Source organism: Grimontia sedimenti (assembly GCF_011045095.1).
Classification (GTDB): domain Bacteria; phylum Pseudomonadota; class Gammaproteobacteria; order Enterobacterales; family Vibrionaceae; genus Enterovibrio; species Enterovibrio sedimenti.
In genome coordinates this window covers 113,720-128,761 of the sequence record NZ_JAALDL010000003.1, presented here as the reverse complement: position 1 = coordinate 128,761, position 15,042 = coordinate 113,720, and the positions used below count along the sequence as shown (strand labels likewise).

Sequence of the window (15,042 nt, the reverse complement as noted above, 5' to 3'; positions counted from 1 at the left end):
CGACCTAATTCTGTTACTGACACGCGCGCTTCTCCTCTTGCTCCTTTTTCAGGGCATTTTTTGACTGCTGGTCATTGCAATAATCGGTATCAGAACACACGAAAATCCGATTGCCTTTATCATCCGTTACTACCTCATCTAGAAAGCTGGTTGTTGAACCACAGATGCAGCAAGGCTCACCCCATTGCTGGATTTCAAAGGGGTGATCTTCAAAATCTAAGCTCTTCACGTCGGTATAAGGGGGAATGGCGTAAATACGCTTCTCACGCCCAGCGCCAAAGAGTTGCAGCGCGGGCATTTGATCCATCTTGGGGTTATCGAATTTCGGAATGGGCGAAGGATCCATGATGTAGCGACCATTCACCCGCACTGGGTAGGCGTATGCGGTCGAGATATGGCCATAGCGCGCGATGTCCTCGTAAAGCTTCACGTGCATCACACCATATTCTTCCAGACCATGCATTTTGCGCGTTTCCGTCTCACGCGGTTCGATAAAACGCAATGGCTCAGGGATTGGCACCTGATACACCAGAATCTGGCCTTCGTTCAGCGGCTTTTCTGGAATCCGGTGGCGGGTTTGAATCAACGTAGCCTGCTCTGTGCGCTCAGTCGTTTCAACGCCGGCAACCTTTTCAAAGAAGCGGCGGATAGACACCGCGTTTGTGGTGTCGTCAGCCCCCTGGTCAATCACTTTAAGCACATCAGGCTCACCGATAATGGCAGCGGTGATTTGAATGCCACCAGTCCCCCAACCATACGGCATGGGCATTTCACGGCCACCAAACGGCACCTGATAACCGGGAATCGCAATGGCTTTTAACAGGGCACGTCGAATCATGCGTTTGGTTTGTTCATCGAGATAACCGAAGTTGTAACCACTTTGAACGGCTTGCATAGTCATAGCGCTTCTCCTTCGCCCGATGCGTCGCGGGCATCAAATTCTTTTTGAAGCTTGCGAATGAGTTCAAGCTCAGCCTGAAAGTCTACGTAGTGAGGCAACTTCAGGTGGCTGACAAAACCCGCGGCTTCAACATTGTCGCCGTGCGCTAACACAAACTCTTCATCCTGAGCGGGGCCTTGTGGCACCTCGTCATATTCGCCACATTGCAACGCTCTATCTACCAACGCCATCGACATCGCTTTACGCTCAGAGAATCCAAACGTGACGCCGTAACCTCTAGTGAACTTCGCTTTGTGCTTTTTACTGCCAGTGAAACCATTGATCATCTGGCATTCGGTCATTTCGATATCGCCAATTTCAATGGCAAAGCCTAACTCTTCAGGAACGACTTCAAGCGTGACGTTGCCAGAGCGAATTTCACTGGCAAACGGGTGATTGCGCCCGTAACCACGTTGGGTGGAATAGCCCAATGCCAGCAAGAACCCTTCATCACTGCGCGCGAGTTGCTGCAACCTTGCACTCCGGTTCGCCGGGAATGTGGGTGGCTCCATGGTGATATCATCCGGCGCTGCACCGTTATCTTCCTCAGTCACCGTCAGGTCGAGGTTTTCCAGAATACTCATCACCCTTGGGCAATGAGCCATCTCTTCGATATCACTCAGTTTGGCGGGTTCGCTACGTTCCCCACCTTCTGCCAATAAAGCAAAATCAAGCAACCGATGGGTATAGTCATATGTTGGCCCAAGGACCTGTCCCCCGGGCAAATCTTTATACGTTGCAGAGATGCGGCGCTCGATTTTCATCGTTTCGGTATTGGCAGGTTCCGTCACCGCCAGCCGAGGCAAAGTAGTGCGATAGGCGCGAAGCAGGAAGATAGCTTCCACCAAGTCACCGCCCGCTTGTTTGATCGCTAACGCTGCGAGCTCTTTGTCATAGATGCCGCCTTCGGTCATCACACGATCTGTCGCACCCGCCAGTTGCTCGGCTATTTGTTTGACATTCAGCGCGGCTTGCGAAAAAGAGCCCCGGCGTTTTTTGTCCTGCAATTCATGAGCAGCAGCGATGGCTTTCTCACCACCTTTTACAGCGACATACATGTGGCCTCCTCAACTTCCAGGTTCACTTCGGTCGAGCGAGGCAATGCAATAACGTCGGAGCCAGACGTAAACAGAATGTCTACGCCATGGGGGAAGTGGCTGCGTTTCGTTACCAAAGCCAGAAGAAGCAGCGGGTTCAAACCCTTCACTTCAATTTTCGTTGTCGACTGAATACCGGGCCCAGTAAGCGTCAACACATCGCCTTCCATCAGGCTATCCACCTCAATAATCAAGGTGGTGCTTCTATCGGGATAGTGTTCGTCCCCAATATTGAAGCCTTCGAAACCCTCCAGCTCACTGCCTCTAATAAGGGCAAAAACAGACTCACACTTCTGATCAGCGAGCGGTGCGGCACAATGAAAACGGATGTTTTCAACCAAGGCTTCATCTGCATTGAAGTCTTCTGATAGCCAAAGATGGGTAGCGTTGTCAGCGAGCGTCAGTAACACCTGGGTCGCTGCTCGACTGGCTGACCCAAACTGTGCGGTGTAGCCTAATGAAACCCGTTTCCCGGGGCGTGACATCGCCTCCATCAACTCACGGAAGACCTGCTGCGCATCATGCACGGGAGTATCAAAACCCGCGGTTATCTTGCTCATTCGTCCTCTCCTCTCACCATGGTGAAGAAATCCACTTTACTGGTCGCCACTTCCCGTGCTCGCAACTGTTCTTGTTCTGCTTTTTCTGCAGCGAGCGGCGATATCAGGGTTTGCTGCAGCGCATCATGTGCAGAGGTTTGCATCAATGCGTCCGCCACAGCGGCGAGTTCTGCATGCTGCTTGTTTCTTCCAGTGACATAGCTGTAACCCAGCTCGCCACTTTCCAATCGAACCACAGCACGGGTGATGGTGACATCGCCCATATTGAAAGCGTTGCCTGTCCCACCCATTCGAGCGCGTACCTGCGCCAAGCCGATTTCTGGTGCGCGTACCAATTGGTATTGTGGTGTCAGGCTGAGGTTATCCCAGTGCGCTATCAGCGCATTGGCATCCGCTCTGGCGAGGACTGACATCCAGTGATGGCGCGGTGTTTGTTTTTCCTGTTCCATTCAATGCTCCAAAACAATCTCAACCAGATCCGAACGTGTGTGGGATGATGAAAACTCCACAATCCGGTCGGTTCCTGTGATCACGTTGGTGGTTTTAAACACCATAATGGGAGTCTTGCCGGATAGCTGAAGCAATCGGCAATCTGTCTTTTTCGGCATCATGGCTCTGAGCCGAGTACTTTTACGGGTAAGGTGAACGTCCAACTTGTCTTTGAGAAAAGCGTGTAGCGAGCCGACTTCGAAATGCTTCACGACGGGCCACCAATGAAGGTCTGCAAGATAGTGATCAATCACGCTCGCTGGCATGCCGTTTATCTTTCTAAGCGTGCGAAGTTTGATGACTTGCGATTCCAGCTCAACACCAAACATGCCTGCTATTTTCTCGTTCGCAGCCACGAGCCCCCTGCTGATCACCTGACTGGTCGGCAAACTCCCCTGCTCCATCAAGTTGTCTGTAAAGTGCGCACCAGCGTGAAGCGGATAGTCATAGGGTTGGCTGACCACCATGTTGCCGCGCCCCTGCTGGCGCTCGATAAGCCCCGTGAACACCAGTTCATCAATGGCGCGTCTTACCGTGTGGCGGTTAACGTCATATTTCTTCGCCAGCTTGGATTCAGGCGGCAGGTAATCCCCCGCCTGAAAATAATGGCGAACTTCCTGTTCAAGATGCCTGGCGATATCTAAATACACTCGCATGGTTAATCCCTTTTTAACCCCTTTGCGTTTTCGGGTTATCTAGACAAGTTGGGTGAAATAAAAATCGGGTTATCAGATAAACATCTTGCGAATGTACTGAGATGCAAAGTCGATCAAACTGACAGTCACAATCACGATCAGCATGATGGCGGCGGTTTGTTGGAACTGAAAACCGCGAATCGCTTCCCAAAGCATCACACCAATGCCACCTGCACCCACCATGCCGACTACGGTGGCGGAACGTACATTCGATTCGAACCGGTACAAGGTGAACGAAATCCAAAGTGGCAATACTTGAGGTAACACCCCGTACATCACTTCCTCAATCTTGTTTGCTCCGGTGGCGCGAACGCCTTCAACAGGCCCGATATCAATCGCTTCGACCGCTTCAGAAAACAGCTTGGCGAGCACGCCCGTAGTGTGAACAAACAGTGCGAGAACACCTGCGAATGGCCCCAGACCAACAGCGACGACGAACAACATCGCGAAAACCATTTCGTTGATGGCACGCGCGGCATCCATCAAACGGCGCATTGGCTGATAAACCCACCAAGGCACGATGTTTTCTGCACATAGAAGCCCGAAAGGAATCGAAAGGAGGACAGAAAGCACAGTGCCCCAAATGGCGATTTGGATAGTGATCAGGGTTTCATCAACATAAAGCTTCCAATGCGTGAAATCCGGCGGGAAGAAATCAGATCCCAGCTCTGCCATGTTTCCAGCATCTTTGACGAGTTGTGCTGGGTTCATCTCAGATCCTTGCCAAGACCAGGCAAGCACAATGGCAACAAATAACATGCCGACAAAGCGTTTCCAGTGAGAGGTTTGTGGCGCGGCTAAAACGGCGGTATCACTGCTCATTTTAAAATCCCATCAGGCTACAAATAACCGAGTAAAAAAGAAGAGCCGGAACGGGTTCCGGCTCAATAGCATGTCTATTCCATTGCCTCGAGCGCACTCATTTGGCGGTTCAGGGCAGCCAGAGAACTCTTGATGTTTGCCAGCTCTGCCGCTTGCTCATCAGAAAGCTTGTCTTGGTTGCTCAGGCCATTGAGTTGCTTGTAAAGCGCCAGTTGGCGAATAGGCAGCAGTTGCAGGTCGCTTGATGGTTTGAACGGTGCCCAGTCCAGACCTTTCAGAATCGCCACTTCCTGGGCATCGCCGGTTGTGCCGTAGTTCATGAAAAAGCTGTAGATGTCTTCCTTCACGTTATCTGGCAGGTTCTTGCGCCATACGATGGGGTCAGAAGGGATGAGTGGCGATTGCCAAATGACTTTGATGTCTTTGAATTTGTCAGGATTGTTGCGCTCGAAACGACGCAGGTTTTCGGTGTTGTTGGTCGCCACATCCACTTGCTTGTTGGCGACCGCGAACAGATTCACTTCGTGGCTTGAGTTCAGTGTGCGTTTGAAGTCACTCGGCTGAATGTTGTTCTTCGCGAACACATAGTAAGAAGGCACCAAGAAGCCAGAAGTAGAGTTAGGATCACCGTTACCGAAGGCCAGCTTGCTGCGGCTTGCAATCATGTCTTCAACGCTGTTGATTGGGCTGTCTTTATGAACCACCAAAAGGCTCCAGTAGCCTGGGTTACCCTCTGAATCGACAGTTTGGGCGAAGATTTCACCGCCAGAACGGTCGACCGCTTCCATCGCGGATTTGTTACCAAACCATGCAACGTCAACTTTGTCGAAACGCATGCCCTGAATGATGCCCGCGTAGTCAGGAGCAAAGTAGGCTTTCACTTCCATACCCAGTTTCTTGCTCATGTCGTCTAGGAACGGGTCCCACACTGATTTAAGGTTTTGCTGGGATTCCGTAGAAATAATACCGAAGTTCAGGGTGTCCATTTTTTCCTCTGCAGACGCTGGTGCAGCGACGGCTGCAGCCAACATGCCAAGTCCACAGGTGAATGTGCGTAGTGCTCGTAACATCGTCATCGTCCTTTGTGTGTTAACGGTTTAACTGATGAGAGAAAGTGGTGCTTTTTTCACAGAAGCCGGTTGTTCTTCCATACCGACGTCCAATGTCATTTCTGATTTACTGCCATAAAGTTCAGCAAGGGCGTGTTTGTTGATTGCCGCGCTTTCTCCTTGATAGAAGATTTTTCCGTCTCGCAGTGCGACAACGTGCTGGCAGTATTTGAGGGCGTGATCGACCTGATGAAGAGTAACGATCACAGGGATACCCTCACGCTGGTTGATGTCGCTAAGCAGCTCCATCACGATGCGGGAAGATTCAGGGTCCAAAGAGGCAATAGGCTCGTCGGCGAAAATGATGCGGGCTTTTTGCATGAGTGCGCGGGCAATAGCCACACGTTGTTGCTGTCCGCCTGACAGAGTAGAAACACGCTGATAAGCAAAATCTTGCATACCAACACGTTCCAATGCGGCCATCGCTTCTGCTTTCTGCTGCTTGGTGAAGTTACCGGTAAGCGTGCGCCAGAACGGCGTGTAGTTGAGCGCCCCAATCAGCACGTTGGTCATCACTGACAGGCGGTTCACTAAATTGAATTGCTGGAAGATATAACCAGCTTGCGCGCGACAGTTACGAACCTGACCTGAGGCTCGGCCCTGACTCTGAACGGTTTTACCAAGCACCTGAATCTGTCCGTCTTGCGTTTTATCAGAAAAGACCAAGCCGCTCAGATGGCGAAGTAGCGTAGACTTTCCTGAACCAGAAGGTCCAAGAAGTGCGGTCATTTCTTTGTGTTGGATCTTGAGGTTGATCTGGTCAAGCGCTTTGTTTTTTCCAAACGTCTTTGTCAGACCATTCACTTCAATAATGCTATCCATGTTTCAGGGAACCTCGTTAAGTGGTGCCCTTATCGTGTGGTCTGTTTGTGTCGTTTTTATAACGAAATGGTGTCAGGGAAGTTGACGATTGAAGAGGTGAGACAGAGGTATAAATTGCGTGGAAGCGTTTGTATGCAGGGGCTGGAGGGGTTATCTAGATAGGTTGCTCGACTTGTCTAGATAACCTCGTCACTAAAGATTCATACTCATCCGGTGACATTACCACCAGATTAATGAGTGACTTTAATTTGGACTTTGTACGGCGTTTCCAACTGCATGGTGTCACCAAATTTCACGATGGTTTCCAGCGCTAAAACCTCACCGGTAAACGTGGTTTTCTTGTTCTCAATCAGGTCGCGCCAAATATCGTCTAACGACAAAATGCGAGAATTATTAAACCCTTCAAATGACAGTCTCATACACTGCTGCCAATCTTTACCGCTGCCTGTTCTTTCATACTCAGCGCCGACATCACCTACTGTTCTCTTGGAAGATACTTCAACATAAAATTCGGCAACTTCTTGTTCTCTCCATGTATTCATCTAGCATGCCTCATCATATAAGCCTGTCGAAATTATAGACAGTAACGACAACATTGATCGCATTTATGAGACAAGCGTGACCTATGTCGTTATAGGCCCTAACGTCGCCACCAGATGATGAGATGCAACAAAGCAAACAGGCCGTGCCCCCAGATATAGGCTTCAATCGCGCCAACGGCGGTTTTATGAATGGCTAAAAAATCTGGGCTGAGTGGATTTTCCATTAACATCGCGATGGCCCAAAGAGTGCCTGTAACGGTCGCCAACATCAGTGCCAGCAAGCCTAGTCCCTCAACCATCGCAGCCAACCCAGCAGGTTTTGGTTCTGGCAAGCGGCCAGTTCTGAGAATAAGCAAGTCAGCTTTAATGACTGTAAAGTTACCAAACAGCCAGGGATACATGTCTGTGATTGGACGCCGGTTAACCACGGTTACGAAAAAAACCATAGAGAAAAGTAACAGCCCTATCCCGCCATACATATGAATATGGTCAATCAGGGTGAGGTGATAAACGGTCGCATCTTTGCTGACATGCATTCCGGCTGAGGTGAGCAGTTGAAATATTACCCAGCTTATGGTCGTAAAGTGAAGCCACTTTTCCGCTGAGGGTAGTCGCGAGAACAGGAAAGAAAGTCCGCGAAGCGTTTTGTTTGGTGTTTGAACGTGCATATCTGGGTACTACTTTAAGAAGATTATGCAAGTCTATGAATTAAGATGGATAGTTGTTGTTTCAAAATTGATGAATAGGAAAAAAAGCGGGACATTAGGTCCCGCTTCGCGTATTAAGGTTATTGCCCTGCATTCATGGCACTTAACTTGTCACCGATGGGGCCAGAGAAATTAAAGCCATCATGTTTGTCCCAGTTGATTGACCAGGTCATCACGCCACCAAAATTCGGGTAGTTGAAAGCAGGTTTCACTGTTCCACACGCAGTACCTTTGGTCACACAGTCAAGAGCATCCAAGATGTTCTGAGTAGGTGCCTGGCCAGAGTTCGCCGAGCTTGGACCTGATGGTAAGCCGATAGCGACCTGATCATCGCGAAGTGGCGCAAACGTGGTGCCGTTTGCCAATTCAAAACCTTCAATCAACATTTTGGATTGCGCTACCATCATGTCTACTGAACCCTCTGGTGCAGCGCCTGAAAGGTACGGATTCGGCAGGCCACCATTGTTGTAAAGCTGAACATGCAGCAGGTCCAAGGTATCGCGCAGTTCATCAATCAATGGAATGTAAGCGCCCCAAATACCGCTGTACGCCACCATACCGCCATGAACATAAGGATGTTCAGGTGCCATCGTCAGGTACATGTCACCACCCATGTTGGTTTCAATCTGCTTCAATGCACGTGGTAAACGCGCCTGAATTTGCGAACCATGAACAAGGTTGGAGCCACTTTCCAGATCGATATCCAGACCATCAAAACCCCACTCTTTCACAATCGCTGTCAGGCTCGAAACGAAGTTAGCTTCATCAGCATCAGTATTCAGCGTGATCGTCCCTTCCGCACCACCGAGTGACAGAACGAAAATTTTTCCTTTCGCCTGCAACGCAGCCATGTCTTGCTTGAACTTCATAGGATCAAGCGGAGGACAAGTGCTGCGAATGTCACCGTTATACAGATTGAAGTGGACAGTACCGTCGCTGTTGCGATCGTTCTCTGCGAAGGCGATATCAATGATATCCCACGCATCCGACATTTCACTCAGGTTCAATGGACAGCCAGCGCCGTTCACGAAGTTGTGCCAATAACCAATCAGCTGATGTTTTTCGCCGATTGCTCGAACACTTTGAGCGTAACTGCTGCGGTTGACGCAGTCAGACCATTGCTGTCTGTCGCCAGTGCAGAAACCGCGTAACTGCCTATTGCGCCTGGTGTCCAACTGGCACTGTAAGGCGCCGTTGAATCAGATGCGACGATGGAACCATCAACCACGAAATCAACTTTCGCCACCGTACCGTTGAGGGCACTCGCTTCTGCTTCGAGCAACACAGCTTTACCTAAGCCAACAGAACTGCCTGCTGCTGGGGAAGTCAGGCTCGCTACCAATGGCTGGTCGCTCACATTAACCAGAATGCCGGCATTGCCTGTATTACCCTCGTTATCAGTGGCAACGGCGCTGACGCTCACTTCGCCTAAACCTGTTACCGCCCAATCAACGGCATAAGGCGCAGCATTATCAACGGCAACGCTTTGGCCAGCAACGAAGAACTCGACGCCGGTTACGCTGCCATCAGAATCAACGGCATCAACAGCAAGGGAAACCGTCTCACCTGAAAGCAGAGTTGCATTATCCGACGGAGAAGTGAAAGTCACGTTAGGAACAATGGCGCAGATACCAAGCTCAGTCCAAGCGTCTTGCCAGTGAGCGCCGGTGTTTGGCTCATATGCCCACGCCGCATCCGATGAACACCATCCCGCTACGTCACATTGGTATTTGTAGTTCGCGTTTTGAACAATATCGCCAACTGTATAGCTGGTGCCAGCGCTGTAAGTCGGTACGCCAGCACAACCACCACCAACGGTATTGCCGGCAACTTTAACAGAGACTTCACCTGCCCAAGCCTGCAAGCCATCGTTGTCAGTCGCTTTAGCATTGAAACTGTGGTTGCCTTCCGTAGCAAGCCAAGGGGTTTCAAACGGTGCAACGTCATCTGAACCGACAAGTTTGTTGTCGACATAGAATTCTACAAGCGTGACTGCACCATCAGAGTCTTCTGCAGTTGCTGTCAGAGCAACAGTTTCGCCTGCTTTTAATTGCGAATTCGCAGTAGGGTTAGTCAACTGCGCGGTAGGTGGAATACCAAACACAGGATCCTCAACCGAGATACTCGCGCTTTGCTCGGACTTTGCCCCCTCATTGTCTGTGACCACAGCACGAACAGTCGCCTGTCCCTGCTCTGCAACCCACTCCAAAGAGAAAGGAGGTGCTGTCACAATGCCTACGCTGTTTGCGCCGATGAAGAATTCAACATCCGACACCGAGCCATCACTGTCGGAGGCAGTCGCAGAAAGAGTAATCACATCGCCGGTAACAAAGTTGGAGTTATTTAAAGGAGAAGTCAGGTCGATGACGGGAGGCTGGTTTCCACCAGTAGAACATTGACCCAGCGCTTCCCACTCTTGCCATGGACCAGAGTTTTCAGCCGGGTTCTTGCCTGTCGTCCACCATTTGGCTTTATAAGCTTCGCCAGTATGTGCCACCTGATCACCGCCATTGTATATGGCAGTGTTTTCCCAAGTGGGTAATGAAGTACAGTCAACTGCCCAAGCTGGCAGAGCTGTTGCTACGCTCAGCGCAATGGCCGAGAGCATCATTGGTTTGTGCATGATGAATTTCCTTATTCGATAATAAGTCACCACCATTTTTATGTCCCGCTTACGGGACTACCTCAAAAAAGACTTCGTGGCATTTTTTAGGACTCTCAACTTTATTTACGCCAAGAATTATCCCATTTCCATCATGATTGATTGAGTTCGCTATCTCCATGACAAAGCAGCTGTTTTCTCTCGTATTGGTGACCATTGCACAAAGACAGTCCGCAACATTTTTATTTCATTGAGGAAGTTCCCAAGGCATCACTTTTTCTCCCAGAATCTCAAGGACTAAACTGATGAAGCGTATACATTTGCATTAACAATTAATTAGAAGCAAATCATTGTTGGCACGGAAGTAAAGAGGTGAAAATGCGCTATCTGCTGAGACTGTTTACGGTGACACTCACCTTTTTACTGTCATTACCCGTTTTGGCCACAAGTGAAGAAGAACGGTTGGTGTGGCGTTTTGGGCTGGAAGAAATTGAAGGATCAGTGCAAGACATTTACGCCAAAGAATTTAAGCGCATCATCGAAGAGAAGTCCGGTGGTGAGGTGGTCGTCGATATTTACTCTTATGGCACTTTGGGCGAGTCGGAAGATCTCACCGCGTTGACCACACTCGGCACACTGCAGCTTACCCATGCCTCCGTGGGTATCATCGGCAGTCTGGTGCCTGAAATGCAGGTTTTCAATATTCCCTACATTTATTCTCATGACGACGAGCTGAATCAATCCGTTATCGCCAGCAATCCAACACTCTATGAAGTGCTCGGGAATGCGCTTATCGATCAGGATCTGCGCTTGATGACCCTCTATCTTGAAGGCGATATGGTGTGGTCAACCAATCAAGAAGTGGTCAAACCCAGCGATTTTAAGCAATTCCGAATGCGTGTGATGAATTCCCCGTTGGTGATTGAATCCTTCCAACTTTATGGCGCAGATGCCGTGCCACTCCCTTATTCTCAGGTTTATGGCGCGCTACAAGCCAATATTGTGGATGGGCAGACCAATCCGGTTTTCTCGATAGAAGAAATGAAGTTTTACGAAGTGACGGAATACATGATTTGGCCGGGCAAGCAAAAGTTCACCACCTCAGTGATTGCCAATCAAGCATGGTATTTATCACTCTCGCCTGAGCATAAAGCGCTGCTTAGGGAAACATTTCAAGGCTTGAGTGACTATATACTCGAAAAGCAGCAAGCCCTGAACAAAAAGCAACTGGCCACCATTAAAGCATTTAAACCCAGTATGACCTTTATCACTCTCAACCGAAGTCAACAAAACGCATTTAAGAAGCTCGCCGAGCCTGTTAGAAGTCGTTATGTGGAATTAGTAGGGAAGCCCGGAGAGCGTTTGTTAGAAGCCTTGGATGAAGTACTTGCCCACAAAAAATAAGAGAGCGACCAGCGCTCTCTTATTTCTCTTTGGATTGGTTAAGCAATTTCTCGACTGGTGCGTACCACCGGCACTTTACTGATCGCTTGGCGTTGCAGGGCATAGTTCCGCACCTCTGATGCGGAGATGGCCTTGCTGTAATACCACCCCTGAATCACCACATCTGCTTCGCGCGACACAATATCAAGCTGCTCTTGGGTTTCCACCCCTTCTACAATAATGTTCATGCCGAGCTGTTTGGCGATTCCAGTCAAGCTATAGAACACCTGCTTGCCCCGTTCGCTGCTTAGCGCCAACACAAAACTGCGGTCGATTTTCATCGCATCAATATCGAAGCGGTTGAGATAACTCAATGAACTATAGCCAGTCCCGAAGTCATCGATGTGTACAGTAGAACCCGCCATATGAAGACGCGAAATGGCCTGTTCTACCAACGCTGGTTTATCAATCAGCGAATCTTCAGTGATCTCAAAATGAATCAGTCCCGGCACCTGCGCGATGAGCGAGAGAATCTCTTCCATTGCGTCTTTATTTGTCAGGGTATGACTGGTGATGTTCACGCTGATTGGCATATAGAAAGTCTGATCCATCCAGAGCTTGCTCTGTTCCACAGACTGTCGCACAACCCAGAGATCGATATCTGTCATCAGGTTCGCTTTCTCAAATACCGAAAGGAATTGACCCGGCGCTTCCACATTCCCCATGCTATCGCGTAAACGGATCAACGCTTCTACTGCCAACACCTGACCAGTATGGCTCGAAATCTGCGGTTGATATTCCAGATAGAATTCGCGGGTAGCAAAGGCTTCCAACTGCATTTGCACACCCTGAATTTCGCGCACTTTATGGAGCGATTCCGTCACCGGGTCTACCGCTAACACATACGCTTCTTCTTCACGACGAGTGAAAGTGGTATCCAGCGAAGGAATGTACAAATCACGAGTTTTGGCGTGTGCATCCAACATACGAACAAAGGGTAAATAGATCAGTGTACTGACCATCACCAAACCTACCTGCAATATCACTGCGTTGTAATCGCCACCTGTTGAGATAAACGCATTCAGAATCAACGGGCTTGTGATTGGCGCCATCACCACAGGAATAGCGACCAGCCCCATAGACATCACAGTTAATGCAATCCCCATATTGACCAATGGTGCGATCAAAAACGGAATGAAAAGACGCAGGTTGAAGATGATTGGCAAACCAAACATCAGGATTTCATTGATATTAAAGAAACCCAAAGGAATGCTTGAAATCGCAATCACACGCATCACTTTGTCTTTGGAAAACGCCAATATCGCAAGCGCAAGCCCCAATGTCGCCCCTGAGCCACCAATGAAAACAAACGATGACAGGGTCGAAATATTCATCACGTTTGAAGGCATGGCCCCAGCACTGTAAAGCACGCGGTTGATATCCAGCACATCAATCAAAGGTTGAACCAATGGCGTTAGCGCGTAGTAGCCATGAATACCCAAAAACCACAACAAGGAATTCAAGGTAGAGAAGAGCGCACCGACGCTATATGGGTCATTGACTGGGTCAAACGCCTTAAGGAAAGCCGCTGAATCAAAATACAAGCTGGTCAGAGTGAGTAGCTTCGTCAGCAAGACAACCACACCAGTGGTGATAACACCCGGAATGATGAGGTTCATGGAGTCTTTGACTAACTTACCAGCGACTTCATTTTCGACAATTCGCGCCCATCTTTGCTTTTTCAGTTTGGAGAGCAAAGGAACAGCATAGATTGGCAGGGTTAAGCCAACAAAGGTCAACAGAATAGAACTGGCTTGATACTCATAGCCCAACACTTTTTCCGCCACTGCAACGTAAGAGATGCAGAGCACCGCAATCGGAGGTCGGGGTAAACGCCACTGAATCGCAAGCATCATGCTAATAGATGCAGCAAAAAGGTATGGATAAAGGGAGGTCAGTGACAGTCTCAGTAGGTTCAGTTCGTGTATAAAAACGGGTGCATCCACATGAAGGAATTCGAGCATGCTCGCCACAAATCCCAGGATGCTTGACACTATTAAACAAGGGACAAGCCACAACATCCCGTCTCGCATTGCTCTGAGCGATCGCGTCACCGCCTCAAACCGATACGGATTGAGCCAATGTAAGAAAGATTGGTTGTTTAATTTTTGCTTCATTTAATTCACTGAAAGAAGGCCAACGACATTGTTGCCCATTGTCGCGATGAAAATTTAGAGCGAGTAAATATGCTAAAACAGCGATAATTTGCCGGGTATTGTAGTGTCTAGAAAACCTAAATCAACATCTCCCATAAATAAAATCGATTTTTACCAGCCATTAACATTCACCCTGCGAATGCAATATCAAATTTCATCCATTGGATCACTCATTACCAATCGTTTGCGCTGGGAACTTATTCACGTTTTCGGCAGCTTACAGCCAGAAATTAAGAGCTTGAAAGAAAAAATGAGATCTTGAGTCCAATATCAAAACATCAATTAACAACAATATTAATAATGTTATTTGTCTCGATGATTGAAAAATTATTTATTAATTATCTTTGGTAAATCGACGTTTACGATTAATTCCAATTGGAATATTTAATTAACATCCATCAAAGCATTTGATTTATGGCGTATAATTAAGTGGTTATTACCTTTATGCCTGCGAGAGAAGATGACCAATAAATCAACAGCTCACCCGCGTTTCGGGATTTCAGTCGTATTACTGACATTTCTGTTGATCCTGTCAGGCCAGACTGTCCAAGCTATGGGCAAGAAAAAGCCACATTTTGTCGATACATTGAAACTTCATGGATACATTGATAACTATGGTAACGTTCGATTAAACAATTCGCCCTTGACGGAATTACCCGAGCCTTTCGATGTGGAAGGATTTCTAGACATCGAAGGTAGTCAGATCGAACGTTTGCCCGACGGCTTAACCGTGAAAGGTTATGTCAACGCTTCCAATACAAGGCTGACCCGATTCCCTAAAATTGATGTAGGCGGATACATCAACCTCACCAACTCAAAAGTCGCTGTTTTGCCACAAGGATTTAAAGTAAACGGCGATCTCAGCTTGAGCGGTACACCAATCGCTGCCTTGCCAAGACGATTAAACGTGAAAGGAAATCTTTACCTAAGCAACACACGCGTGAAGTCGCTGCCACCTGATTTAAGCGTTGGCGGGGATCTATATTTAAGGGGCTCTCCGGTTAGTACCATTCCGGAAACCGTTCGGGTGGGAGGAAGGATTTACCGCTGAGCACTTG

At 48.7% G+C, this 15,042-nt stretch carries 13 protein-coding genes and 1 pseudogene; 2 read left to right on the top strand and 12 right to left on the bottom strand.

Annotated elements, in window-relative coordinates:
* Positions 1-13: 13 nt before the first annotated feature.
* From G5S52_RS05930 to G5S52_RS05880, 11 genes and pseudogenes are all read right to left on the bottom strand, one after another.
* Entirely contained in the window at positions 14-901 is an 888-nt protein-coding gene (locus G5S52_RS05930; protein WP_165012224.1) for an alpha-D-ribose 1-methylphosphonate 5-phosphate C-P-lyase PhnJ, read from the bottom strand.
* A complete protein-coding gene (locus G5S52_RS05925) occupies positions 898-1,998 on the bottom strand; it encodes a carbon-phosphorus lyase complex subunit (RefSeq protein WP_165012223.1) in 1,101 nt (366 codons plus the stop codon). The genes G5S52_RS05930 and G5S52_RS05925 overlap by 4 nt, the downstream gene beginning before the upstream one ends.
* On the bottom strand, positions 1,983-2,597 hold the full coding sequence (gene phnH / locus G5S52_RS05920; RefSeq protein ID WP_165012222.1) for a phosphonate C-P lyase system protein PhnH: 615 nt from the start codon (positions 2,595-2,597) through the stop codon (positions 1,983-1,985). Before phnH ends, G5S52_RS05925 begins: the two co-directional genes overlap by 16 nt.
* A complete protein-coding gene (phnG, locus tag G5S52_RS05915; protein WP_165012221.1) occupies positions 2,594-3,046 on the bottom strand; it encodes a phosphonate C-P lyase system protein PhnG in 453 nt (150 codons plus the stop codon). The genes phnH and phnG overlap by 4 nt, the downstream gene beginning before the upstream one ends.
* Positions 3,047-3,742, bottom strand: a complete 696-nt coding sequence (phnF, locus tag G5S52_RS05910; RefSeq protein WP_165012220.1) for a phosphonate metabolism transcriptional regulator PhnF — start codon at positions 3,740-3,742, stop codon at positions 3,047-3,049.
* Between the two features lie 72 nt (positions 3,743-3,814).
* Positions 3,815-4,603 (bottom strand): phosphonate ABC transporter, permease protein PhnE, encoded by a 789-nt coding sequence (gene phnE, locus G5S52_RS05905; RefSeq protein WP_165012219.1) that lies wholly within the window; start codon positions 4,601-4,603, stop codon positions 3,815-3,817.
* 74 nt (positions 4,604-4,677) lie between these two features.
* Positions 4,678-5,673 (bottom strand): phosphonate ABC transporter substrate-binding protein, encoded by a 996-nt coding sequence (gene phnD, locus G5S52_RS05900; RefSeq protein WP_165012218.1) that lies wholly within the window; start codon positions 5,671-5,673, stop codon positions 4,678-4,680.
* A gap of 27 nt (positions 5,674-5,700) precedes the next feature.
* Positions 5,701-6,534: a phosphonate ABC transporter ATP-binding protein gene (phnC, locus tag G5S52_RS05895; protein WP_165012217.1), complete on the bottom strand. Its 834-nt coding sequence runs from the start codon at positions 6,532-6,534 to the stop codon at positions 5,701-5,703.
* A 230-nt stretch (positions 6,535-6,764) separates the two neighbouring features.
* Positions 6,765-7,076 (bottom strand): hypothetical protein, encoded by a 312-nt coding sequence (locus tag G5S52_RS05890; RefSeq protein WP_046304437.1) that lies wholly within the window; start codon positions 7,074-7,076, stop codon positions 6,765-6,767.
* Positions 7,077-7,174: 98 nt separating this feature from the next.
* Positions 7,175-7,744, bottom strand: coding sequence for a hypothetical protein (locus G5S52_RS05885; protein WP_046304436.1), 570 nt, complete (start codon positions 7,742-7,744; stop codon positions 7,175-7,177).
* Positions 7,745-7,863: 119 nt separating this feature from the next.
* A pseudogene (locus G5S52_RS05880) lies at positions 7,864-10,406 on the bottom strand (Ig-like domain-containing protein).
* Positions 10,407-10,757: 351 nt separating this feature from the next.
* On the opposite strand from G5S52_RS05880, the gene dctP reads away from it, so the two are divergent.
* Complete coding sequence (gene dctP / locus G5S52_RS05875; RefSeq protein WP_165012216.1) at positions 10,758-11,789, top strand: TRAP transporter substrate-binding protein DctP; 1,032 nt, start codon at positions 10,758-10,760, stop codon at positions 11,787-11,789.
* 38 nt (positions 11,790-11,827) lie between these two features.
* Here the strand turns inward: dctP and G5S52_RS05870 are convergent, their stop codons facing one another.
* Complete coding sequence (locus G5S52_RS05870) at positions 11,828-13,945, bottom strand: PTS sugar transporter subunit IIC/EAL domain-containing protein (RefSeq protein WP_165012215.1); 2,118 nt, start codon at positions 13,943-13,945, stop codon at positions 11,828-11,830.
* Between the two features lie 499 nt (positions 13,946-14,444).
* Here G5S52_RS05870 and G5S52_RS05865 point away from each other — a divergent pair, with 499 nt between their 5' ends.
* A complete protein-coding gene (locus tag G5S52_RS05865; protein ID WP_052737530.1) occupies positions 14,445-15,035 on the top strand; it encodes a leucine-rich repeat domain-containing protein in 591 nt (196 codons plus the stop codon).
* Positions 15,036-15,042: the final 7 nt, after the last annotated feature.